At 55.4% G+C, this 21070-nt stretch carries 17 protein-coding genes; 1 reads left to right on the top strand and 16 read right to left on the bottom strand.

What is annotated here, in order from left to right; translation table 11 throughout:
- Nucleotides 1-23: 23 nt before the first annotated feature.
- The 16 genes from PUR_RS08530 to PUR_RS08455 all read right to left on the bottom strand — a co-directional run bounded on the left by PUR_RS08530 (nucleotide 24) and on the right by PUR_RS08455 (nucleotide 19863).
- Nucleotides 24-1382, bottom strand: a complete 1359-nt coding sequence (locus PUR_RS08530) for a sulfatase family protein (protein ID WP_179034878.1) — start codon at nucleotides 1380-1382, stop codon at nucleotides 24-26.
- Between the two features lie 17 nt (nucleotides 1383-1399).
- The gene (locus PUR_RS08525) at nucleotides 1400-2749 is read right to left on the bottom strand and encodes a sulfatase family protein (RefSeq protein WP_179034877.1); all 1350 of its coding nucleotides are present in this window, start codon (nucleotides 2747-2749) and stop codon (nucleotides 1400-1402) included.
- A 5-nt stretch (nucleotides 2750-2754) separates the two neighbouring features.
- Nucleotides 2755-4125: a glycoside hydrolase family 27 protein gene (locus tag PUR_RS08520; RefSeq protein WP_179034876.1), complete on the bottom strand. Its 1371-nt coding sequence runs from the start codon at nucleotides 4123-4125 to the stop codon at nucleotides 2755-2757.
- Between the two features lie 8 nt (nucleotides 4126-4133).
- Entirely contained in the window at nucleotides 4134-5645 is a 1512-nt protein-coding gene (locus tag PUR_RS08515) for a sulfatase family protein (RefSeq protein WP_179034875.1), read from the bottom strand.
- Between the two features lie 26 nt (nucleotides 5646-5671).
- Nucleotides 5672-7186: an ABC transporter substrate-binding protein gene (locus tag PUR_RS08510; protein ID WP_179034874.1), complete on the bottom strand. Its 1515-nt coding sequence runs from the start codon at nucleotides 7184-7186 to the stop codon at nucleotides 5672-5674.
- A gap of 25 nt (nucleotides 7187-7211) precedes the next feature.
- Entirely contained in the window at nucleotides 7212-8054 is an 843-nt protein-coding gene (locus PUR_RS08505) for a carbohydrate ABC transporter permease (RefSeq protein WP_179034873.1), read from the bottom strand.
- A gap of 13 nt (nucleotides 8055-8067) precedes the next feature.
- Nucleotides 8068-9030 carry a carbohydrate ABC transporter permease gene (locus PUR_RS08500; RefSeq protein WP_179034872.1) on the bottom strand — a complete coding sequence of 321 codons (963 nt, stop codon included), beginning with the start codon at nucleotides 9028-9030 and terminating at the stop codon, nucleotides 8068-8070.
- A 304-nt stretch (nucleotides 9031-9334) separates the two neighbouring features.
- Nucleotides 9335-10522 carry an anhydro-N-acetylmuramic acid kinase gene (locus PUR_RS08495; RefSeq protein ID WP_179034871.1) on the bottom strand — a complete coding sequence of 396 codons (1188 nt, stop codon included), beginning with the start codon at nucleotides 10520-10522 and terminating at the stop codon, nucleotides 9335-9337.
- Nucleotides 10519-12420, bottom strand: a complete 1902-nt coding sequence (gene nagZ, locus PUR_RS08490; protein WP_232101771.1) for a beta-N-acetylhexosaminidase — start codon at nucleotides 12418-12420, stop codon at nucleotides 10519-10521. Before nagZ ends, PUR_RS08495 begins: the two co-directional genes overlap by 4 nt.
- 46 nt (nucleotides 12421-12466) lie before the next feature.
- Nucleotides 12467-13747 (bottom strand): DUF1343 domain-containing protein, encoded by a 1281-nt coding sequence (locus PUR_RS08485; protein WP_179037811.1) that lies wholly within the window; start codon nucleotides 13745-13747, stop codon nucleotides 12467-12469.
- A 23-nt stretch (nucleotides 13748-13770) separates the two neighbouring features.
- Nucleotides 13771-14475, bottom strand: coding sequence for a hypothetical protein (locus PUR_RS08480; RefSeq protein ID WP_179034870.1), 705 nt, complete (start codon nucleotides 14473-14475; stop codon nucleotides 13771-13773).
- 43 nt (nucleotides 14476-14518) lie between these two features.
- Nucleotides 14519-15628 (bottom strand): ABC transporter ATP-binding protein, encoded by a 1110-nt coding sequence (locus tag PUR_RS08475; RefSeq protein WP_179034869.1) that lies wholly within the window; start codon nucleotides 15626-15628, stop codon nucleotides 14519-14521.
- Between the two features lie 125 nt (nucleotides 15629-15753).
- Nucleotides 15754-16584 carry a carbohydrate ABC transporter permease gene (locus PUR_RS08470; RefSeq protein WP_179034868.1) on the bottom strand — a complete coding sequence of 277 codons (831 nt, stop codon included), beginning with the start codon at nucleotides 16582-16584 and terminating at the stop codon, nucleotides 15754-15756.
- A 21-nt stretch (nucleotides 16585-16605) separates the two neighbouring features.
- A complete protein-coding gene (locus PUR_RS08465; protein ID WP_179034867.1) occupies nucleotides 16606-17517 on the bottom strand; it encodes a carbohydrate ABC transporter permease in 912 nt (303 codons plus the stop codon).
- 64 nt (nucleotides 17518-17581) lie between these two features.
- The gene (locus PUR_RS08460) at nucleotides 17582-18937 is read right to left on the bottom strand and encodes an ABC transporter substrate-binding protein (protein ID WP_179034866.1); all 1356 of its coding nucleotides are present in this window, start codon (nucleotides 18935-18937) and stop codon (nucleotides 17582-17584) included.
- Between the two features lie 83 nt (nucleotides 18938-19020).
- Nucleotides 19021-19863 carry a MurR/RpiR family transcriptional regulator gene (locus tag PUR_RS08455; protein ID WP_124694885.1) on the bottom strand — a complete coding sequence of 281 codons (843 nt, stop codon included), beginning with the start codon at nucleotides 19861-19863 and terminating at the stop codon, nucleotides 19021-19023.
- Between the two features lie 235 nt (nucleotides 19864-20098).
- Between PUR_RS08455 and PUR_RS08450 the strand changes: the two genes are divergently transcribed.
- Nucleotides 20099-21070: an N-acetylglucosamine kinase gene (locus PUR_RS08450; protein ID WP_232101770.1), complete on the top strand. Its 972-nt coding sequence runs from the start codon at nucleotides 20099-20101 to the stop codon at nucleotides 21068-21070.

The raw sequence follows: 21070 nt of genomic DNA, 5'->3' as shown, positions 1-21070 counted from the left end.
AATCCCCCATCTTTGCCAAGGAACTAACTCTTTCCGTTCATGACCGCCAGCAGCTCCAACTGTTTCGCTTGAAATCCGTGCGCCTTATCGTCCTCAGCCTCCGGTGAGCAAATGCGCCGCAGTTCAGCTTCCAGCTCCTCAGCCTTTTCCGGATGGTTAGCATATACATTATGCCGTTCGTCCGGGTCAGCGCTCAAATCGAACAATTGATGCGGTGCCTCTGTATAGAAAATGAGCTTCCAATCCCCTTTACGAATCATATAGGCGCCCGAACGGGTGCCATGACCATGGTATTCAGAGAATACGACACGTTCCTCATTATACTCGGCTATCGTTTGCAGAGGCTCCCCTACCCAGCTCTCCGGCCGCTTTACGCCGGCAGCGTGAAACAAAGACGCCTGCACATCATGCAAATCCACAGGCGTTTGTACCCGGCGGCCTTTCTCATAACCGGGTCCTGCCGCTATACAAGGAATCCGAACCGAATCCTCGTACAACGAGCATTTCCACCACATGCCGAACTTGCCCAGCATTTCTCCATGATCCGATGTGTAAACGATTTGGGTAGTGTTCGTGAGACCGCCGTCTTCTACCGTATCAAGGAGCCGGCCAAGCTGATCATCCACAAAAGCTACGTTTCCGGCATATCCCCGTCTGAGTCCGCGTATTTGCTCTTCCGTAAATAAATCCGCCTCGAAATGATTACGCAAATCTCTCGCATAGGGATGGTTGGCCCTTTCCTCTTCCTTTCCGTAAAGGGGAAGGTCAGCAGCCTCCGGGTACAGATCCCAATAGGCTTGTGTGTTCCACTGCGGGAAATGCGGGTTCAGCAAATTGATCGTAAGGCTCCATGGCTCAGGAATGGAAGGCGCTACTTCCTTCAACCAGCGCAATGCCGCATCCATCACCTTCAGATCATCGTCAAAAGCGTTCTCTCGCACTCCGAAGCCGCTCGCCCGTTCAGCCGCACCTTCTCGAATCGAGAGCGGCCGCCGCCGGAAATTCACATCCCCCGGCTGATTACGGTCCTTGCTGTAATGAATTTCCGAGAAACCCAGCCGATCTCCCCGGTCGTACACATCCGTTTTGCCGAAGTAGGCGCTGTATACGCCCTGCTGCCTTAGCACATCGCCGTAAGCGGGAGCGCCTGCGGGTACGCCGAGATTACAATTACTATAGTTCTGTAACTCATGTACCCTTTTGCCTGAGAAGAAGGCGCTGCGGCTCGGGCTGCAGAGGGGCGATGGGCAATACGCGCTCTCGTAAACCGTACCTCTATCCGCCAGCCGCTCCATATTCGGCGTATGAATAACCGGATGTCCGTACACGGAAGAGTAAAACGGGTTATGTTCATCTGAAATAAGAAGGATTGAATTGTTCATGCTTCCGCTCCTTTTGCCTACGAATGAATTTCGGCTTCCGATACCCGCCGCTGCCCGCTTGGCTTGCTCTCCGCCGTTACAATATGCGCCGGAGGTTCACCCGCTTGAACCATCCGCCGAAGCAGCCGTTCCCTTAGAGCGGAAGCGACACGCTGATGCGATTCGGAGCCAATGAGATTAGTCAGCTCATACGGGTCCGCCTGAAGGTCGTACAAGTATTCCTCAATATACGTATCGGAGGACGCAGCATCAAGCACCGAATCCGGTGAAGAAACGGAGTATTTCCAACGTGACGTCCGGATTGCACGTCCGACCTGCGCTTCGCTGATCTGAACATAGACATCGTCCGGCCAGTCGGCGGTTTCCCGGCGCAGCAAAGGCAGTATGGACCGCCCCTGCATCGAATCGGGGACAGGAATACCCGCCGCATCCAGCAATGTGGACGGAAGATCAATCAGACTGACAAGCTCGCGGATTTGCCCCCGGCTGTCGAAGCCCGGACCAATCACCGCGGTCGGCACACGAATCGAGCTTTCATGGCATGAACGTTTATACTCGCTGTTACGGGTTTTGAAATGACAGGCGTGATCAGAGGTGAACAAAATGATGGTGTCATCCTCAAGCCCCAGGCTTTTAACCGTGTCAAACACCCTGCCGAGCGCTTCGTCGAGCCGCTTCACCATTCCATAATAACCGCCCAAATGCTGTGCGGCAGTCCCGCCGAGCGCAGCCAAATCCGGCGGCGTCCACCTTCCGGTGTAGGATTCCTGATACACATCAGGTGATGGATAGTCATCCCGGTGATTTTGATGATGCGGCTCCAGGAAAGACAGGAACAGAAAGAACGGACGATCCTGCTCCTCATCGATGAAACGGATCGCCGCATCCGTCAGGGCGTCGACACGGTAGCCGGGCAGTTTCACCCGTTCGTTGTCGTTATTGAAGACAACCGCATCATAGGCGTCGGACGTCATTTCCAAGGCGTTGGCCGCCAGCCAATACTCATAGCCGCCACGTTTCGGCTCCGTCACCGGATTCTCATCGGCAAGATGCCATTTGCCGATATATCCGGTCTTGTAGCCCGCTTCGCGGAAATAATGCGCAAGCGTCCGGGTGTCCTCGGGGAGCGGAATTTTGTTGCGGTAGCACCCGGTTGTCGTCGGATATAAGCCCGACTGGAACACCGAACGTGCCGGGCCGCATACCGGCTGGCACGTAAACGAATGATATAAATGCGTTCCGCGAGTGGCCATCCGGTCAAAATTTGGCGTTAGACCAAGCGGATTTCCGTGAACCCCGGTCGTATCCCAGCGCTGCTGGTCGGTGAAAAAAACGATGACGTTCGGCTGTGACGATCTTTTTGCCATAAGAATCAGCTCCTGCTTTTATAATGAAGAAACAACACACCATCACCTTCAATTTCCGAGGTCAGGCCGCCTTCGAAATGTTCATATGCGGGTTCGGGCCAAATCGATTGAAGCTCAGCCGGAACCGAATCGTCTAGGGAAAGCTGTCCGAATGTTAACTGTACCCGCTTGGTCTCCCTATTCCGGTTAAAAACACCGATCCAGCCTTCGCCCGCGGCCGTACGGTGAGGGGTTTTCCAAACCTCGATTCCACTTTCGGCATAGACTCTGGACCCCGAGATCCCGTTTTGGTTGCACTCGAGCATGCCTTCATTCGTTATCAAATCAATGGAGAACTCGTCCGAGCTTGGCAGGTCGCCGCCCATAAACAGCGGGGACGCCGCCAGCGCCCTGATTGTAATAAAGGTGTATTTCTGATTCACGGACAGTCCGCTCATTCGCTCATGCCCTTTGCCGCTCAGCTCTTGGCTGGTCCGGGTTTCTGCATACGCCTTCGCTTCGGTTCTTGGATTCCACAGCTGCAGATGCCCGAACGGAATCATGTCGAGATCGAGCCAAAAGCCCTCTTTGCGAAACTCGCTGTACGCATGCCAGACGTCAAAAGCTTTATCCAGGTCGTCCCGGTTATCCCATATGTCCCGAGTAGTCCGCAGCATATTGGCCTGCTGGTAGACATCCATAAATTCCGGCGTTGTCTGCCCTCCGGGAGATAAGCTGAGAACAATGTCCCTTCCCGAGGAGCGGATCGCCTTGACGATCGCTTCGATTTCCCGGGGGTGCCCGGTGATGTCATCGGCTTTGATGAAATCGACTTCCCACTTGGCCAACATTTGAATGAACGAATCATAGAAAGCCTGAGCTCCCGGATGATCCATGTTCACTCCGTAATTGTAATGGCACCACTCGCAAGTATCGCTAATCTCCGCGATGTCGGAAGCCCGGTAAGGCGTGCCGAGAACGGGAAGGTCATTAGCGACCGCTTTGCGCGGAATGCCCCGCATGATATGAATGCCGAATTTCAGGCCCAGGCCGTGAACGCGGTCGATCAGCCCTTTGATTCCATGGGGGAAATAACATTTCGACGGCTGAAGTCTCCCGTACGCGTCGAGATTGACATCATCCGCATGCTTTACAGCCGGATACCGTTTGCCCGCGGGAATCTCATACTCGGCAAACCAACCGTTATCTACCACAAAATACTCATAGCCCCCTGGTTTCAAAAGCCTGGCCATGGCCTCGGCATTCTCCAGCAGCGCGTCCTCGGGCGCGGCGCAGCCGTAGCAATCAAAGCTGTTCCAGCCCAGGGGAGGACGGGGTGTCAACCGCAGCAGCGTGTTCTCTCCCGGTGTCTCTTCCGTATGGTTAACATTCATCATTTCACCCCTTATGCTCCCGCTATTCTCGGCATCGGTATCGGCTCTTTACCGAGCTCGGCCCAGGCATACCGGAGAAGCAGCTCGGCTTTCAGGGCCGCATACGCCGGATCGTCCCACAGGTTCCTCAACTCCTGCGGATCGTCCTTTAGGTCAAACAGCTCGCCGTATGTATGATTGTAGTAGACGGTAAGCTTGTAACGTTCATTCACGTACGATTTCAAATGAACGGTTGTCGGTTCGTGATGGTTCTCGCACAAGATATGATCCCTTACTGACTCTCTTGTCCCATTCCATACCTCGCTTTGATCCACTCCCGTCATCGATGACGGAATCGGAAGTCCCGCCAAGCTTAGCAGCGTGGGCGCATAATCGACGAGCGATTGCAGGGAGCCGGACACCTTCCCGGCAGGCACCCGCCCCGGATAACGGACGATCATCGGCACCCGCAGCAAATCTTCATAATGAAACGCGCCCTTGGCGATTAGACCGTGCTGTCCGAATAAATGCCCGTGATCGGAGGTGAACACGACCAGCGTATCTTCCGCCAAACCGAGCTCGTCCAGTTTATCAAGGATAGTCCCGATGTATTTATCCATCAGGCTGATCATCCCGTAATAAACGGCGATATCCTTGCGCAGCTCCTCTCCCTCATGCCGGTGGGAATGAAAGCCGTGAACCCCGAAACCTGATTCCTTGTAAGCGGAGAAGTTCGGCTTCTCCTCCTGAGTCAACCGGAAATGAGGCGGATTCGCCTCATGCTCTCCTGCCTGAATCGCCGGAAGCGTAAGCTTCTCCGGATCGTACAGCGTATCCCAGGGCGCCGGCGCCAGATACGGCGGATGCGGATCGAAGAAGCTCGCCCAGAGGAAGAACGGCTTCTCCTCCTGCCGGTACTGCTCAAGCAGGGCATTCGTACGCTCGGCGATCCAGGCGTCGTAATGATATTCCTCCGGAATCGGCCAGTTGTGCTTATGCTCTACGTCCATGGTGCCGGTCGGCGGCACAAAGTAATCGCGCCAGTTGGTGCAGCCTTTCTCTTCGAGCCAAATGGCATAATGCTGCCCGGCATGGGCTTCGTTCACATGATTCCGCGCGAGCTCGACATGCCGGAATCCGTAGTACGTCTCATCGAACTGTCTCCAATACTCCAGATCCTGCAAAATCGGATACGCTTCAATGGACGGATATTGCTCCGTCGATGCGAGAGGCTGGAAATGCGCCTTCCCGACCAGCGCGGTTTCATAGCCCGCCTCAAGGAAATCCTCGCCAACCGTATGCGCGTTCTCGGAAAGCTTGGTTCCGAGGGTCCATGCCCCGTGCTGGCTCGGGTACTGCCCGGTAATTAGAGAGCTTCGCGTCGGCGTGCAGGTCGGGTTCGGACAGTACGTCCGGGTAAACACCGTTCCCTCTTCGGCCAATCGGTCCAGATTGGGCGTTGAAATTTCGGGATTGAATGCTCCTATCGTGTTCCAGTGCTGTTGATCACTCGTAATAAGCAGAATATTGGGCTTGCGGCTCACAATTTGCGCATCTCCATTTCTTGTGTTTATTTTTTCAACTGCTGATAATCATCCGGGGTGTAATCTTGATCCGGCTGCCAATTAGGGAAGCTAAAGTCCTCCCGGCTCACCTGCACGCCTGATGCCTTCACTTTGTCCACCGCGTCGTCCAGCCCCTTGTTCAATTTTTCATCATAATCCTTTAGCAGCGGCTGCAAATCCTTCTCCGCACCCGTCAGCACCGATTGCAAAATATCGCTGTAGCCCGGCTTGACTTTTGGCTGCTGCAAGGAGCCCAGCTCCACGATCACCTTTGCCGTCTGCGGATTGCGGATTGCATAATCCGGTCTTAGCTTCAACAAATCTTTATGTAGCTGAATAAACGTATTGAATTCCGGATAAGGGTACAGCGATTGGTTGTTGTTGATGCTCGCAATCGGACTAAGCGCCACGCCGCTCTTCAAATATTTTTCATAAAATAAAGGCGCCGCAAAGGCTTTCTCGATAAATTCCCCGGCCTCCTTGGCATGCTGCGATTTCGCTGAAATCATAAATCCCGACGGATCGGCTGCAACGTAGTAATAAACCGGTTTCTGTCCGCTTGGAGTCGGCACCTGCGCCAATCCGAAATTAGCTTTCGGTGTATCACGCTTCACAATCCACATCCGCGCCCGGCCATCGATCAGGAATGCCGCTTTCCCTTCCCCGAACAGTGCGCTCGCTTCCGTCGCCTTCATCGTGTAAGAGGAAGGCAGAATGCTGCCGTCTGTCTTAAGCCCGTTTAGGAAATTGAACGAATCTATCGTCGCCTTCGATTCATAATCGTATTTTCCGGTGCTGTAATTAAAGCCGCCTACAGCTTGCGGAGATATTCCCGCGGCCAGAGCGTCGACTATTTTGGCTGCGCCCGAAGCTGCGCCTGTTTCTCCGCCCCCGAACACGATGCCGAATACGTCGCCTTTACCACTGGCCGTTACCGTTTTGGCCATCGTGCGCAGCTCATCCCACGTCTTAGGCGGGGATTCGGGATCAAGTCCCGCATTTTTGAGCACATCCTTGTTGTAATACAGAATGGAACCCAGCTGCGGGCCGGTTAGCGGCCAACTGTACGTTTTGCCTTCGATTACATTCACGCCTTCTACAAAAGCGCCCGCTGTAAACTGCTTCTTCCAAGCTTCGGATACCAATCCGTCAAAAGGCCCCGCCCATCCGTTGGCGACCAGGGTGCGAATATCCGTGTTTTGCGGCGTTTGGAATATATCCGGCAAGCTGTTGGATGTGGCTGCCGCTTGAATGGCCGTATTGTACTCTGCCCAAGGCATATACCGGGCTTCTACCTTGATCTTTCCTTTGTTTGTCTCATTGAACTCTGCAATCATTTGCTGTCCCGGACTTTTCGGGCCCTTCAGAAAGTCGCTTGCCCCCCATAAAGTGACAACCGTTTCTTGGGGCTGGTCTTGGGTGGCGTTATTTGCCCCCGAAGACGTTTTGCCTGAGCAGCCTGCGAGCAGCGCCGCCGTTGTTAAGGCCAGAATAGCCATGCGAAATATTGATCTTCTCATCTCAAAACCTCCAAGTATAATCGGCCTATCCTTTGATTGCTCCGGATACACCTTCAATGAAATATCTCTGCAGCACAATAAATACCGCCAGAATTGGCACCAGCGAGATGCTGGCCGCTGCCGCCATCCCGGTCCAATCCATCGTATTCTCGCCGACGAATTGATACATTCCGACACCAAGCGTGCGCAGCTCCGGTTTGTTAAGCGTGAAGATGAGCGGCATGAGAAACGCGTTCCACGTCCACATGAACTGCATAATCGCCGTCGTCGCGAGGATCGGTTTGGACAGGGGAAGCATAATTTGCACGAAAGTCCGGACAAACCCGCTGCCGTCCACCTCCGCCGACTCCGACAACTCCTTCGGAAGGCCCCTGAAATATGCCGCAAACAGTAGAATGAACAGCGTGTGAGCCCCTCCAACTTCCGCCAGGATTACTCCAAGCAGCGAGTTGTTCAGCCCAAGCTTATTCACGAGCGTATAGACAGGAATGATCGTGTAGCCTTTGGGCATGAACATCAACGCAGTAATAACGGATATTAATGCGATTCGTCCTGTGAAACGATAGCGCCCGATGGCGTACCCCGTGAGAGAGCAGACGGCCAGAACTATTGCCACGACCGAAACCGTGATGGTGACGGTATTCCAGAAATAGACGGAAAATTGCGCCGTTTTCCACGCTCTTGCATAGTTTTCAAATTGGAATTTCTCAGGGAGCAGGTTTATCCCGGAAACGATATATTCGCTGTTTGTTTTAAACGAAGACATGATCATCCAGATAAACGGATAAATCCAGACGATGCCGAGCGTGATCAGCAAAATATGAACAACCGTAATCCCTGCGGACTTTCTTTTTTTGCCGAAACTCATTTCTGCCGCCTCCTTACAACCTGGTCTTGCTCCTGCCGCCGGTCCATTTGACCAGCAGCCCAAACGCGAGCGAGATAAGCATTACAACAAGGCCGTACAGTACCCCTGCGGCTGATGCAAATCCGACGCGCGCCTCGCCGTTCCCCGAAAAGGCATAACGGTAAATGTACACGTCGACCATATCCGTTCTGAAGGCTGGTCCCCCGTCCGTCATCGACTTGACCAAATCGAAGACATGCAGCGCGTTCACCGCAGACATAAGCAGGATGACGCTGCCCACCGGCATGATTAAAGGAACCGTAATATGCCGCAGCAATTGAAACGCTGAAGCCCCATCGATTTTGGCCGATTCGATCACCTCTTTGGGCAGCGATTGAATGCCGGCGAGCCAGTACACGAGCTTCATGCCAAAGCTTTTCCAAATGCCGACCAGAACGACAACCATGAACGCCGTATCAATCGAGCCAAGCCAGTCCACCGGTGCGGACAGCAGACCCAGCTTGATCAGCACCTCATTTACGACTCCTTTGTACGCGCCGAATATGAAACGCATGACCAGGCCGACGACAGCTGTCGTGGTCACGACCGGCAGGAAGTAAATCGTACGGTAGAGCACCTTTCCTTTCAGCCAGCCCGCGTTCAGCAGCAGCGCTGCCAGAAGCGCCAGCGGAACCTGAATAACAACTACGCTGACCATAAATAACAGGCTGTTCCGAAATGCGTTCCAGAAAATGGGGTCTGTCAGCGTCTCAACGAAATTGCCCAATCCCACATAATCTTTAGGTGACCCATATCCGTTCCAATCGAAAAAAGCATAAATATAACTCATTACGATCGGATAGGCCGTAAACAGCAGCAGCAGCGTCAGCTGCGGAGCGATAAAGGCCCAGCACCACAACTGCTTGCGCGTGCGGTGGTTCATACGGAGGCCGTAGCGTTCTTTGGGAAGCTCCATTTTCGTGACTGTTCCCATCATCTCACCTCCTTTCATTCAACCGCATTCTCAGCTGGTGATCTGTCGTAATCATCAAAATGTTGGGTCTGTTCATTCAATTGACTCCTCCTTGTCTCGTATCTTTGGACAAAAAAAGAGACGTTTTCCATAGATTTATGGAAAGACGTCTCCGGAGTTCCGGTCAACATTAAGCGACAGGTTATTTAATTCCAATATGTTTACTCGGTTATCATGATGTTTTGTATATTACCCTCTGAATCTTAATTTGTCAACTTTCATTTTGCAATTTGTTGTATTTACAAATGCAGACGATCCATCATCTTCTTCAAGGAAAAGCCAGCTTGCCCAGCACCGTTGAGCGGCTCGCGCCTGTGGCGGAAGGCAGATGGTTGCTGATGCCGTGCATGAAATCATTGCCCAGCAGCGCGAAAATGACCGCTTCCTTCGCATCGTCGCTGACGCCCAGTTCGCCCGAAGTAAGAACGTCCTGCCCTGGCAGCAGCTGCCGCAGCATATTCAGCAGCGTACGGTTGTGCGCACCGCCGCCGCTGACGATGATCTCGGCTATGGAACAGCGGGGAAAGACAAAGCGCTTGCAGCCTTCCGCAATCGTCCGGGCTGTGAAGGCGGTCGCCGTCGCGACAATATCGCTTCCGTCCAGCCCCCGCGCCGCGGCCCGGGAGACGAATTCGGCGGCATACGCCTTGCCGAACAGCTCTCGGCCCGTCGATTTCGGCGGCTCCGCAGCGAAATACGGATGCTCCAGCATCTCGGCAATCAGCGCTTCGTCGGCATGGCCCTGCGCGGCCCAGGAGCCGCCTTCGTCATAGGTCAATTTGCCGTTCGACAACAGATACACGGCCTGGTCAATCACCATATTGCCGGGACCCGTGTCGAACGCGAATACGTCTTCGGGTCCGGCGAAGGCCGGCAGGGCGGTGCAGTTACCGATGCCCCCGATATTTTGCAGCAGCCGCCCCTTTGACGGATGACGGAACAGGATCAGGTCCCCGTACGGGGCGAGCGGCGCGCCCTGGCCGCCGACCGCCATGTCCGCCGGGCGGAAATCGCCGACGACCGGGCGGCCGGTCCGCTTGGCGAGCACGGATAAGTCGCCCAATTGCAGTGTGGAGCGGACCTTATAAGGATCAACGCTGTCTCCTTCGGGTATATGCCAGACCGTCTGGCCGTGCGAGCTGATCAGATCGATGTCTTCCATGTCCATCCCCGCATTGCGAACAGCCGCTATGGATGCCTCGGCGAATTTCTCGGCAAGGTAGACGTTCATGCCGCATACGAGGTCCACCGAGGAGCGCTCGGTTGTGCACAGCTCCTTCATCCGCTCGCGCAGCGCTTCGTCATATGGGACGCTGTAGTAATGCAGCAGCTTCGCTTTGGCCTCAAGCCCGGCGCCTTCGATGGACACAATGGCCGCGTCGATGCCGTCAAGCGAAGTACCGGACATCAGTCCGAGGACAGTTGCCCTCTGCTTGTTCCACAGAGGCCCGATCATAACACAAGTCCCCACCCGGCCGGATGCAGCTCTCCAAGCGATACGGGCAGGCGTCCCCGGAACGGAGTGAGGCCCAGAAGCGCCTTCGCCATGCTGTCCAGCGCAAGCGGACGGGACTCGTAGGCTGCCGCGTACACCTGCACTTCCGGAAATGCCAGCAGATCATAGGGATTGCGCAGCGCGGCCACAGCCAGCGGTTTCCCCAGCGCGAGCAGGGATTTCACCAGCGAGATTTGAGCAGCGTCGAACTGCGCGTTGTACGTGCCGACAACGAGATGCCCATATCCCCCGGACGCCGCTTCGCGGACCAGCGAATCGAGGCGCCCGGCGATTTCGGCTGGAGGGACGACAATCTCGCGGCAATCCAGGCCGTGCCGCTTCAGAGCGGAACCCAGCCCAGGGCCTACCGCCACCGATTCGTCGGCCTGGGTAACCGCCCCCGGCGCGATGGTGACGACGAGCGTGCGCTCCCCGCCGAGCGGAAGCATTGGTAAGCTGTGCCGCACGAGCGTCACACTCGCTTCGCTGATTCGCCGGGCAATCTCCCGGTGCTCCGCACTGTTCAGGAGAGTCAAATCCGCCGTATGCGGGACGTCCGCTGCCGGATCGGTCATGTCGGGAAAACCCAGGTCGGAATCATTTTTAACCGGCAGCGTGACGGCAGCGGATTTGTCAGGATCGCTCACTGGCGGCAGCCCGGCATTCAGGGCGTCCTCTGATGACAGCCGAACGCCAAGCACGCCGCGCCGCAGCTTCATAGCAAGCAGACGGCGCACCGATTCGTCGATGCGCTCCGTGCTCAGTCTCCCTTCGTTCACCGCCAGCTCGATGGCTCCAATGGCGCCGAGTTGGCGGTCGAGGCGATGGCTGACCAGAACAAGGTCCGCGCCGGCCTCGACCGCCATGACGGAAGCCGGGGCCGTGCCGAAATGCTCGGCAATGGCGTTCATTTCCATGCAGTCGGTCGTAATGATGCCTTCGAACCCTAGCTCCTCGCGAAGCAGCCCGGTAAGCGCCGCCTTCGAGAGGGTCACTGGCAACTTCCCGCTCTCCAGCGCGGGAAAATAAATATGCGCAGACATAATAGCGTCCACGCCCGCCTGTACCGCTTCCCTGAATGGCTTCAGCTCCACTGCTTCCATGCGCTTCCGGTCATGCGGCACGGTGGGCAGGTCGAGATGGGAATCCACATCGGTGTCGCCATGCCCGGGAAAATGCTTGGCCGTCGCCGCGACACCGGCATCCTGAAAGCCGCGGAGCGTCTGCGCGCCGAACCGCGCGACCTTCTCCGGCGATTCGCCGAAGGATCGCACGCCGATTACCGGATTGCCCGGATTGTTGTTCACGTCCAGCACCGGGGCGTAATTCAAGTTAATCCCCATCGCGGCAAGCTCTTGGCCGCTGGCGTAAGCGGCCAAATAGGCGTCCTCCTCCGACCCGGCGGCGGCAATGGCCATTCCGCCCGGCATCAGCGCGACGCCTTCGGTAATCCTCGCGACCATTCCGCCTTCCTGGTCGATGGAAATCCAGAGCGGCGGCGTGCCGCTCTTCGCAGCGGCGTCCTGCAATTCTTCGGTAAGCCGGGCGATCTGAGCCGGCGATTCCACATTGCGGGCGAAATAAATGACGCCGCCGATTTTATAATCGGCGATCAGACGCCGAAGATCTCCATCCATGGAGGTCCCGTAGAAGCCGCAGATTAACATCTGGCCGATTTTATCTCTGAGGCTCATTCCGGCGAGCTGGTCTTCCACGATCTCCGCTGTTTCGCCGTCCGGTGCGTTCGCTCCGCAAGGCAGCGGGTTCCCCGGCGCTCCGTTACCGGGCGCACCGGAGGCGATGCCCTTGTCCACCGCTCCTTTCGCTGTTATGAGCATTTCCTCATTCTGCCGCTCCATGCTGTCACTTCTCCTTTCGTAACTGAAACTTGCGGGGGTCGCCCTTTTACGAATATAAAAGATAGGGCCGACGCATCTCCTTCCATTCCTCGCTTTCTTTAAGCCAGGTTTCCGTAATCCGGACAAGGCCGTCCCTTCGCCCGATGGCGTTCCGGACTTCGTCCCCGCCGGTCAATAAATCGATAAAATGCCGCGAGCCCGCCTTCGGCGGCGCTAGCCATTCAAAATGCTCCGGGTACAGCGATTTCGCTTCATGCAGCAGAACAAGTCCGGTCAGAGCGGATTGAAAGCGGTCCGGGTCCGTTACGAACAGACGCACGCCGCCGCACAGATTTCCTTGATGCTTGGAAAAAGACGGCGTCATATACACCGGATGGGCATAAACGCCCGGCAGTTCATGGCGGTTCACCGCTTCCGCGAAACCTTCACCGTCCAGCCAAGGCGCCCCGATCCACTCGAACGGCCGCGTCGTTCCCCGCCCTTCGGACAGATTCGTCCCTTCGAAAAAGCACGTTCCCCCGTATACCCTGACGGTATCGACGTCCGGCATATTTGGCGATGGAAGCATCCACGGCAGGCCGGTGCCGCCATATTCCATGCGGCGTTCCCAGCGCTCCATCGGGATGACCGCGAGGTCGCAGCCAAGCCCTTTCTTGTCGCTAGCCATCAGCGCCAGTTCTCCAATTGTCATGCCCGTACGAATCGGCAGGGTCCAGGCGCCCACCATCGACTCGTATCCTCGCTTCAGCAGTCCGCCTTCGCAGACGAGACCGCCGAGCGGGTTTGGCCGGTCCAGCACGAGCAGACTTTTGCCGTTCGCCGCGCAAGCTTCCATGACATACAGCAGAGTGGACAGGTAGGTGTAGAACCGTATCCCAACATCCTGAACGTCGAACACCACCGTATCGACATTGTCCAGCATGTAGCTCTGCGGCCGGGTGTGCCTGCCGTACAGACTGTACACCGGAACGCCGAATCGTTCGTCCCATTCGTCCTCAAACCGTATGCCCGCCTGATGCTGGCCGCGTATGCCATGCTCGCAGGCGAACAGCGCCGTCAACCGGGAAGACGGCAGTTCCGCGCAGACGCTCGCGGTAGAGCGGAAATCCGCCGTGATTCCCGTCGGATTCGTGACAAGGCCGAGACGCCGTCCATCCAGCAGCGGATGGCCGAGACCGGTGGCAAGCCGGTCGGCGCCGGTGCGAACGCAGGGGCGGGGCTCATCCTTTCGTCCCCAGGCTCTCCCGCGAGGAGCGGCCTCCGTCAGAAGCGGAGCGCTCCCTTCGCGGCCCGGTTCCACAGCTATCTTTTCGCCGCCAAGGTTCATGATCATTCCCCCTTCGGCTTTATTCATAACCGTTCCCTACCCGCATAGACGGCATTTCCGGTCGCTTGCCCTTCCTCCGCTTCGTCCGCCTCCTCCGGGTTAAGAACATTGTGGACGGCCTTATGGGAATAGACCGCCAGCATGCCGTTGAAGAGAGCGAAAAAGCCTACGACGGTTACGGCCAGCATTACGCCGACGCACACCGCTTGAAAGAACGCCCCGATCGTATATGCAGGATGCCGGAAGAACAGCTTCACGCTCTCGCCCATCGCCTTGAAGATACCCATTTCCCGCTGAATAACCAATTGCAGCGTATAGAACTGGGAAATGAGTGCCATCGCCACGAAATAAGTCTGAAAAATGGCAACCGCCCGGCCCGCCAAACTGCCGCGTCCACCGTAATACCACCAGGTCGACCACAAAATCAGGCCCAGCAGGGCAAGCAGCAGGCCGAGCAGGAAAGAAGGCGCGAAGCCCTTCGCTGCGCCGCCCAGCATCGAGCGGACAGATAGCTTTTTCCCTTCCGTTTTGCGGTGATAGGCATAGAACGAGCCGAATATCAAAGGCATGTAGATGAGAGGAAGCAGCAGAAGCGTCAGCGTTGCCGGAAGAAACAGAATCGCCGGAACCAGTACGGCCGATCCCGTCAGACCAAGCAGCGTAAGTGGGATGATCTCTCTGTAGATTTCCGTTCCGGTGCCGATCAGTACCTCGTTCAGTTTTTTCATTGCGCGTGCACCCCTTTGCTTAAGACAGAATTGACGCTACCGCTTATTTGCCGGTTATCCGTTCCTGTGTCGCCGGATCGAAATAATGGCATTTTCTCAGATCGAGAATAAATTCTTTGCTAAGTCCGTTATAGCCCTGGGTTTCGGGATGCACCTTCGCCGTCACCAGCCGGTTGCCCACATGAAAATAGACGAGGTTCTCCGAGCCCAGATGCTCGACGACCTGAATACGGGCCTGAAGCCGATGCTCCGTGGAAACCCCCGGCGCGAAATCATCCCCGTAAATATCCTCCGGACGGATGCCAAGCACAATCTCTTTGCCCGAATAAGCCGACAAGCGCGCCGCGACATCTTCCGGCAGTCCAAACGATCCGCCGTCCACGATTATGCGGTCCCGCTCGACGCGGGCATCGATAAAGTTCATGGCCGGAGAGCCGATAAAGCCGGCGACGAACATATTCTTCGGATTGGCATACAATTCCGCCGGCGAAGCGATCTGCTGAATGACTCCCTGGTTCATGACGACGATGCGCTCACCCAGCGTCATGGCTTCAACCTGGTCATGTGTGACGTACACAATTGTCGCTCCAAGACGCTTATGCAGCTCGCTAAGCTCCACCCGCATTTGTACGCGCAGCTTCGCGTCCAGATTGGACAGCGGCTCGTCGAACAGAAACACCTGCGGATCGCGTACGATGGCGCGGCCCACGGCCACGCGCTGGCGCTGCCCGCCGGAAAGCTCCCGCGGCTTGCGGTCCAGCATATGATCCAGCCCGAGTATGTTTGAAGCTTCACGCACCTTTTGTTCAATATACTCTTTCGGCTTCTTGAGATTGCGCAGCCCGAAGGACAGATTTTCGCGGATCGTCATATGCGGATACAGCGCATAATCCTGAAACACCATCGCGATGTCGCGGTCCTTCGGATGCAGGTCGTTGACGATGCGGTCGCCGATGATGATATCGCCGCTTGTCTGCTTCTCAAGACCCGCGATCATCCGCAGCGAAGTCGTTTTACCGCAGCCCGAAGGACCGACGAAGACGACAAACTCCTTATCCTGAATTACAAAATCCGATCCCTCTACCGCTGTGAAGGACTTCTTGTTCTGGTCGATAAACTGCTTGCGCACCTGGCGAAATTCGACGAGTGCCATGCTTCTTCCCCCTTTTATAGCCTCACTTAAGCAAAGTTTGTGCCGCGATGCCAAGGCGCCTCCCCGGCGTTCATCGGCTCTTTTGGGCACACTGTTGTCAGTCGCTTATGGCTTTCTTGGCTGCCTCAGCCTTTCACGGCGCCGATCGTAATGCCCTGCAGGAAATACCGCTGCAATGAGAAGAACAGAATCAGCATCGGCAGCGCGCCGACCGTCGCCCCGGCCATAATAGCGCCGAAGTCGGTCGATTCCGCAAATACAAAGGACGCCAGCCCCACCTGAATCGTCCGCATCTCGGCCGAGTTGGTGATCAGGAACGGCCAGAAGAACTCGTTCCAGGAAGCGACAAAGGTAAAGATCGCCAGCACCGCAAGTCCCGGCTTCGCGAGAGGAAGAATAACCTTCCAGAAAATCCCGAATTCGGAGCAGGCGTCGATCCGCGCCGCGTGAATGAGCGAGGTCGGAAGCGACGACATGTACTGCTTCATCAGAAAGATGTTGCCTGCGGTAACTGCGGTCGGCAGTATGATCGCCGTATAGCTGTCGCCGAGATTGAAGACATTGACCACCAGGACATACAGCGGAATCAGCGTCACCTGTGCCGGTATCATCATCGTGCTGAGCAAAAGCCAGAAGACCGCCTTGCTGCCCGGAAATTTCAATTTCGAGAACGCGTATCCCGCCAATGAAGCGAAGAACACATTCGTTATGGTCAAGACGGTGGAGATAAGGAGCGAGTTCGCCAGCCAGCGCCAGGCGGCTGTTTTGGCAAAGAAGCGCTCGTACGGCGCAATCGATAAGGCTCCGGGAATCATTTCCGGCCGAAAGCTGGCCGACGATGCCGAATCCTGCACCGAACCGACAATCATCCAATATAGAGGAATAATGGTGACAAATGCCCAGGCTACCAGACAGGCGGCGGCCACGGCCAGAAACAGTTTTGATTTCGATTTCAATTCTCTTCCGCTCCTTTCATCCTAATACTCGACGTCACTCGAGAAATATTTGAACTGAATGACAGAGACCAGGATAATCAGAAACGCCAGCACGAACGATTGCGCCGAAGCCAGTCCGAATTCGTAGAATTTGAACGCCGTCTGGTAGATCAGATAAGCGATGGTCGTCGTCGCAAAGTTGGGGCCGCCCTGCGTCATCATGTAGACCGAGATAAATACCTGAAAGGAAGTGATCACTCCCGTTACGAGCAGATACAGGGTTGTCGGCTTGAGCAGCGGCCAGGTGATCGCCTTGAACTGGGTCCAGCCGCTGGCATGATCGATATCCGCCGCCTCGTACAGCGATTTTGGAATCCCGCCCATCGAGGCGAGGTAGAGAATAATGCCCGCGCCGTGAGAGCCGAGCCAGTTCATCAGAATCAGCGAGAACAGGGCTGTCTTCGATTGGCCGAGCCAAATGACCGGGTCAAGTCCGAACAAACCGAGAAATCGGTTCAGCAGCCCCACATCCGTCGGATCAAAAATGGCGAGCCACACAATGGAAATGGTCACACCGGAGGCAACGGCAGGCAAATACATGGTGGCCTTAAAAAACGTCTGCCATTTCGTCTTCATCTGATAGATGAAATGAGCAAGCACGAACGTGATGACGATGTTGACCGGAACCGTGCAGACCGTAAACACCACCGTATTCCATATGGACTTCCAGAACGTATCATCCTTGAACAGACGCTCGTAGTTATCCAGGCCAACCCAGGTCGATTGCATAATATTGTATTGCTGAAAGCTCATGACCAGGGCCGAAATGACCGGATAGAGCGTAAAAATGAGAAATAGCAGCACCGGCGCAAGGATGAACAGATAAGCCCATCCGTATTCCCGCCAAAACCTCCCGGCGGCGCTCCGCCGTTTGGGAGCAATTGTCGTCTGCATGAAATGTCCTCCTAACGCTTAAGCTGAACGCAAAGGGGACGATGCCGTCCCCTTTGCACATAATTTACTGCCCTAGCATTTGGCCCGCTTTGCCTTTAAAGTCTTCCGTGATCGCCTCCGGAGTCTTTTCTCCCGAGTACAGAGCTTGAATATTCGGCGTCACGACCTGCTCCTTGAACTGCTTCATTTTAGCCGCTTTAGCGGTATCGAGGCTGAGGGTAACGGGAATCTGAATGTTCTCCGCCATTTTTTTCGAAGCCGCAATCGTGTCAGCCGTGCCCAGTTCCTTGCCCGCGTACATATCCGCCTGGGATTTGCGTACGAAAGGAAGCACCAATTCGTTGGAGGCATTGCCGGCCTTGGCGTTGCTGAGGTATTCCATCACCGTAAATGTGTTCTTGGCGTGCTGCTCGCCCTTGTCATTCTTCTGTTTGAAGGCGATGTAGCCTTCGGCGCCCATGGTCGTTTTGGCCGGCGCATTGTCACCATGCGGTACGGGCAGCAGAACAAAATCGATTTTTTCACCGGTCACTTTGCCTGCGTCAATATCTTTGTTGCGGTTCTTGATCATCACATCATAGTAAGGAATCGCCTTGGAAATAATGGCGGCCTGGCCGGCATAGAACATGTCCGAGCGCTTCGCCGGGGCAATCGCCGCGGTTTCCTTCGGCATGTATCCCTTGTCGATCAGATTTTTGATAAAGCTAAGCGTATCCTTGATCCGGTCGTCGCCCCACTGGAATTCGCCCTTCTCATTCAGAACGTCCGGCATGCCGTTGTTACGGGTCAGCATTTCAATGAAATCAAGGGATGTGCCGTCCGTCACCAGTCCGTACTGTGTGGAGCCGTTAGCCAGCTTCTTGGTCAGCTTTGCGGCCGTTTCGGTAAACTGGGACCAGGTCCAGCCGTTTTGCTGAATGCTCTTCCAGTCTACCCCCGCTTCTTCGAGAATGCGCTTGTTGCCGCCCCAGCCCCACTCAAACTGATACAGCGGAAGCCCGTACTGTTTGCCGCCAATTTGGGCAAGCTCCAGCGTGCCCGGCAAATAATCATTCTTGATGTCATCCGTCATGTAGGGATCGAGATCAAGCGCCAGGCCTGTGTTCACATACGTTCCGTCCACGCTGTGGAAGTACAAGTCCGGCGGGCTGCCCGCGTTCAGCGCCACGTCGAACTTCTGCGGGCCTTCGGCCCAGGACAGCATTTCGGTCTTGACCGTAATGTTCGGATGCTCCGTTTCAAAAGCCGACACCAAGCCCTTCAGTTCATCTTCATAGGTGCCGTGAACCGGATATGTCCAGACTGTTACGGTATCCTTGGCTTCCGGAGAATTGGCGGAAGTGGCTCCTTTGTCCGAATTTCCGCAGGCGGTCATTAGAACAAGGACCAAAATCATACACAGCATGAGACTCTTTTTCATCAATCTCCATCTCCTTTTTATAAAGCATTTATAATAGAACATTTTTTTGTGGACCTGCAATCAGGCATAGCTCTTGATTCGGGTTAAAGCCGCTTGATGCTCTGACGGCTCTTCTCCAAATAAATAACGGACTGCTCATAATTACGGCTGGCGACCGCGAGATACAGGATGTCGATCAGATTAAGCTGCGTAATCCGGGAAGCCATCGCGCCGCTGCGGATTTCATTTTCCGTGGAAGAGGTGCAGAGCGGGATGTCGGCTTGGCGGCTCAGCGTGGAATTGCCGTATTTGGCGATGCTGATCACCGTCCCTCCCTGTTCCTTGAACAGGGACGCGGCCCGGATGACCTCCTTCGTCTCTCCCGAGTACGAAATGCATACCGCCGTATCGCCGGAATCAGCCGTTATCGCGCTTGTCAGCTGGACGTGGGGATCGGCAAAGGAAAGGCTCGTCTTGTTAATCCGCAAAAATTTCTGCTGGGCGTCCATGGCGATCAAATTCGACGCTCCCACGCCAAAAAAGTAAATCCGTCTCGCCCTGTCCAGCGCCTCAACCGCAAGCTCCACCATGGCGGGGTCCAAAATCGTCAGCGTATCCCGTATCGACTGAATATTGTTATTCGATACGTTCTGCATAATAGCGGACACTGTGTCATTCGGACGGATCTCCTGATAGCCGGCAATGACAGGGTCCCGTGTATGGAGATCGCCGGCGACTTTGATCTTGAGCTCCTGGTAGCCTTTGAAGCCGATGCTCTTGCACAGCCGGACGATCGCCGCCTGACTGGAGCCGCTCTTCAGCGCCAGCTCGGCAACCGAAAGATGAATGATTTCATCGGGATGCTGAAGGATGTAAGAAGCAATTTTGCTTTCCGACGGATTAAGCGACTCCAGCATTTCCCGTAAACGAATCAGACCGCCATTCATCACTCATAAACACCTCCCTTTCGCACTGAATTTCTTTTAAGATGTGATGACCCCTCAGTGATACATGTCATATTACATGACGAATTGAGTTAACATATCTCCGTGATTCTGGATTGAGACTATTATATGTGTAGTAAAACAAAATTTCAATATATTTTTTATTCGTGAAATTTTGTTTTACATCCTGTTCAAGTTCACCTATAATAATGACAAAAATCAAAGTGGTGATCTGGCGATGAAGGTATACCTCGGTCTTGATGGAGGAGGAACCAAAACCGATGCCGCCGCGGTAGATTCGCAAGGTTCCGTCCTCGTGCGTTTTGCCGGCGGTCCCTCCAATCCACATGGCGCAACCTTTGACAAAGCGGTGATGGAATTGGACAAGACCATTCGCGGACTGCTGTCTTCTCTGCCGCATAAGGATATTCAGCTCGAAGGTATCTGCCTCGGAATGTCAGGTATCGATACATCTGAGGAACGTTTCCTCATAAGCTCGGCTGTTAGCCGGACCTTAGCCGATGAGTCCGGCGATATTCCGGTCGCGGTCGCTTCCGAAGGGCAAATTTCGCTCATGGCCGCGTTGGGGCAGGAGTTCGGTGTTCAAATCATATCCGGCACCGGCTCGATCTGCTACGCCTGTGCCCCAGACGGCTCACACTGGCGCACAGGCGGCTGGGGACATCATTTGGGCGACGAAGGCAGCGGCTACAGTATCGGCCTGCGCGCGCTCAAAGCGGTGATGCGCAGCTTCGACGGCGTTCAGCCGCCGACCTTAATAACCGATATCATCCTTGAAGAATACGGCTTCGCCCGCATTACCGATTTGAAGAGCTACATTTATCAACCAGAGCGGGGTAAAGCGGATATCGCCGGCTTTGCCAAGGCATGTCTGAAAGCCTCTTCCGGCGGAGACGCATGCGCTATTCAGATCGTCACAGAGGAAGCCGAAGCGCTAACGGATACGGCCGCCGCGCTGCTGAAGCGGCTTCCAGCGAAGCTCGGGAGCCGGGTCGTACTGACCGGCTCCATCTTCGGCCATTCGCCCTTGTTTGGGCGAACGCTCCGCGGCAAGCTTCTGGACCGATTTCCATCGCTTGATTTTGTGGACGGAACTTCGGCGCCGCCGCCCTCGGTCGGCGCGGCGCTTCTCGCCCGCAAATGGTTCGGCGGTCCGGATACAGAGAACAACAATGACAGGAGGAAATAA

It is taken from the genome of Paenibacillus sp. URB8-2, assembly GCF_013393385.1.
GTDB lineage: Bacteria > Bacillota > Bacilli > Paenibacillales > Paenibacillaceae > Paenibacillus_AQ.
This window is presented reverse-complemented; position numbering and strand designations above follow the sequence as displayed.

Bases quoted from the DNA above. Each gene is read 5' to 3' on its own strand.
- PUR_RS08530 (WP_179034878.1), bottom strand. From the start codon at position 1,382: ATGAACAATTCAATCCTTCTTATTTCAGATGAACATAACCCGTTTTAC.
- PUR_RS08525 (WP_179034877.1), bottom strand. From the start codon at position 2,749: ATGGCAAAAAGATCGTCACAGCCGAACGTCATCGTTTTTTTCACCGAC.
- PUR_RS08520 (WP_179034876.1), bottom strand. From the start codon at position 4,125: ATGATGAATGTTAACCATACGGAAGAGACACCGGGAGAGAACACGCTG.
- PUR_RS08510 (WP_179034874.1), bottom strand. From the start codon at position 7,186: ATGAGAAGATCAATATTTCGCATGGCTATTCTGGCCTTAACAACGGCG.
- PUR_RS08505 (WP_179034873.1), bottom strand. From the start codon at position 8,054: ATGAGTTTCGGCAAAAAAAGAAAGTCCGCAGGGATTACGGTTGTTCAT.
- PUR_RS08500 (WP_179034872.1), bottom strand. From the start codon at position 9,030: ATGATGGGAACAGTCACGAAAATGGAGCTTCCCAAAGAACGCTACGGC.
- PUR_RS08495 (WP_179034871.1), bottom strand. From the start codon at position 10,522: ATGATCGGGCCTCTGTGGAACAAGCAGAGGGCAACTGTCCTCGGACTG.
- nagZ (WP_232101771.1), bottom strand. From the start codon at position 12,420: ATGGAGCGGCAGAATGAGGAAATGCTCATAACAGCGAAAGGAGCGGTG.
- PUR_RS08485 (WP_179037811.1), bottom strand. From the start codon at position 13,747: ATGAACCTTGGCGGCGAAAAGATAGCTGTGGAACCGGGCCGCGAAGGG.
- PUR_RS08480 (WP_179034870.1), bottom strand. From the start codon at position 14,475: ATGAAAAAACTGAACGAGGTACTGATCGGCACCGGAACGGAAATCTAC.
- PUR_RS08475 (WP_179034869.1), bottom strand. From the start codon at position 15,628: ATGGCACTCGTCGAATTTCGCCAGGTGCGCAAGCAGTTTATCGACCAG.
- PUR_RS08465 (WP_179034867.1), bottom strand. From the start codon at position 17,517: ATGCAGACGACAATTGCTCCCAAACGGCGGAGCGCCGCCGGGAGGTTT.
- PUR_RS08460 (WP_179034866.1), bottom strand. From the start codon at position 18,937: ATGAAAAAGAGTCTCATGCTGTGTATGATTTTGGTCCTTGTTCTAATG.
- PUR_RS08455 (WP_124694885.1), bottom strand. From the start codon at position 19,863: ATGAATGGCGGTCTGATTCGTTTACGGGAAATGCTGGAGTCGCTTAAT.
- PUR_RS08450 (WP_232101770.1), top strand. From the start codon at position 20,099: ATGAAGGTATACCTCGGTCTTGATGGAGGAGGAACCAAAACCGATGCC.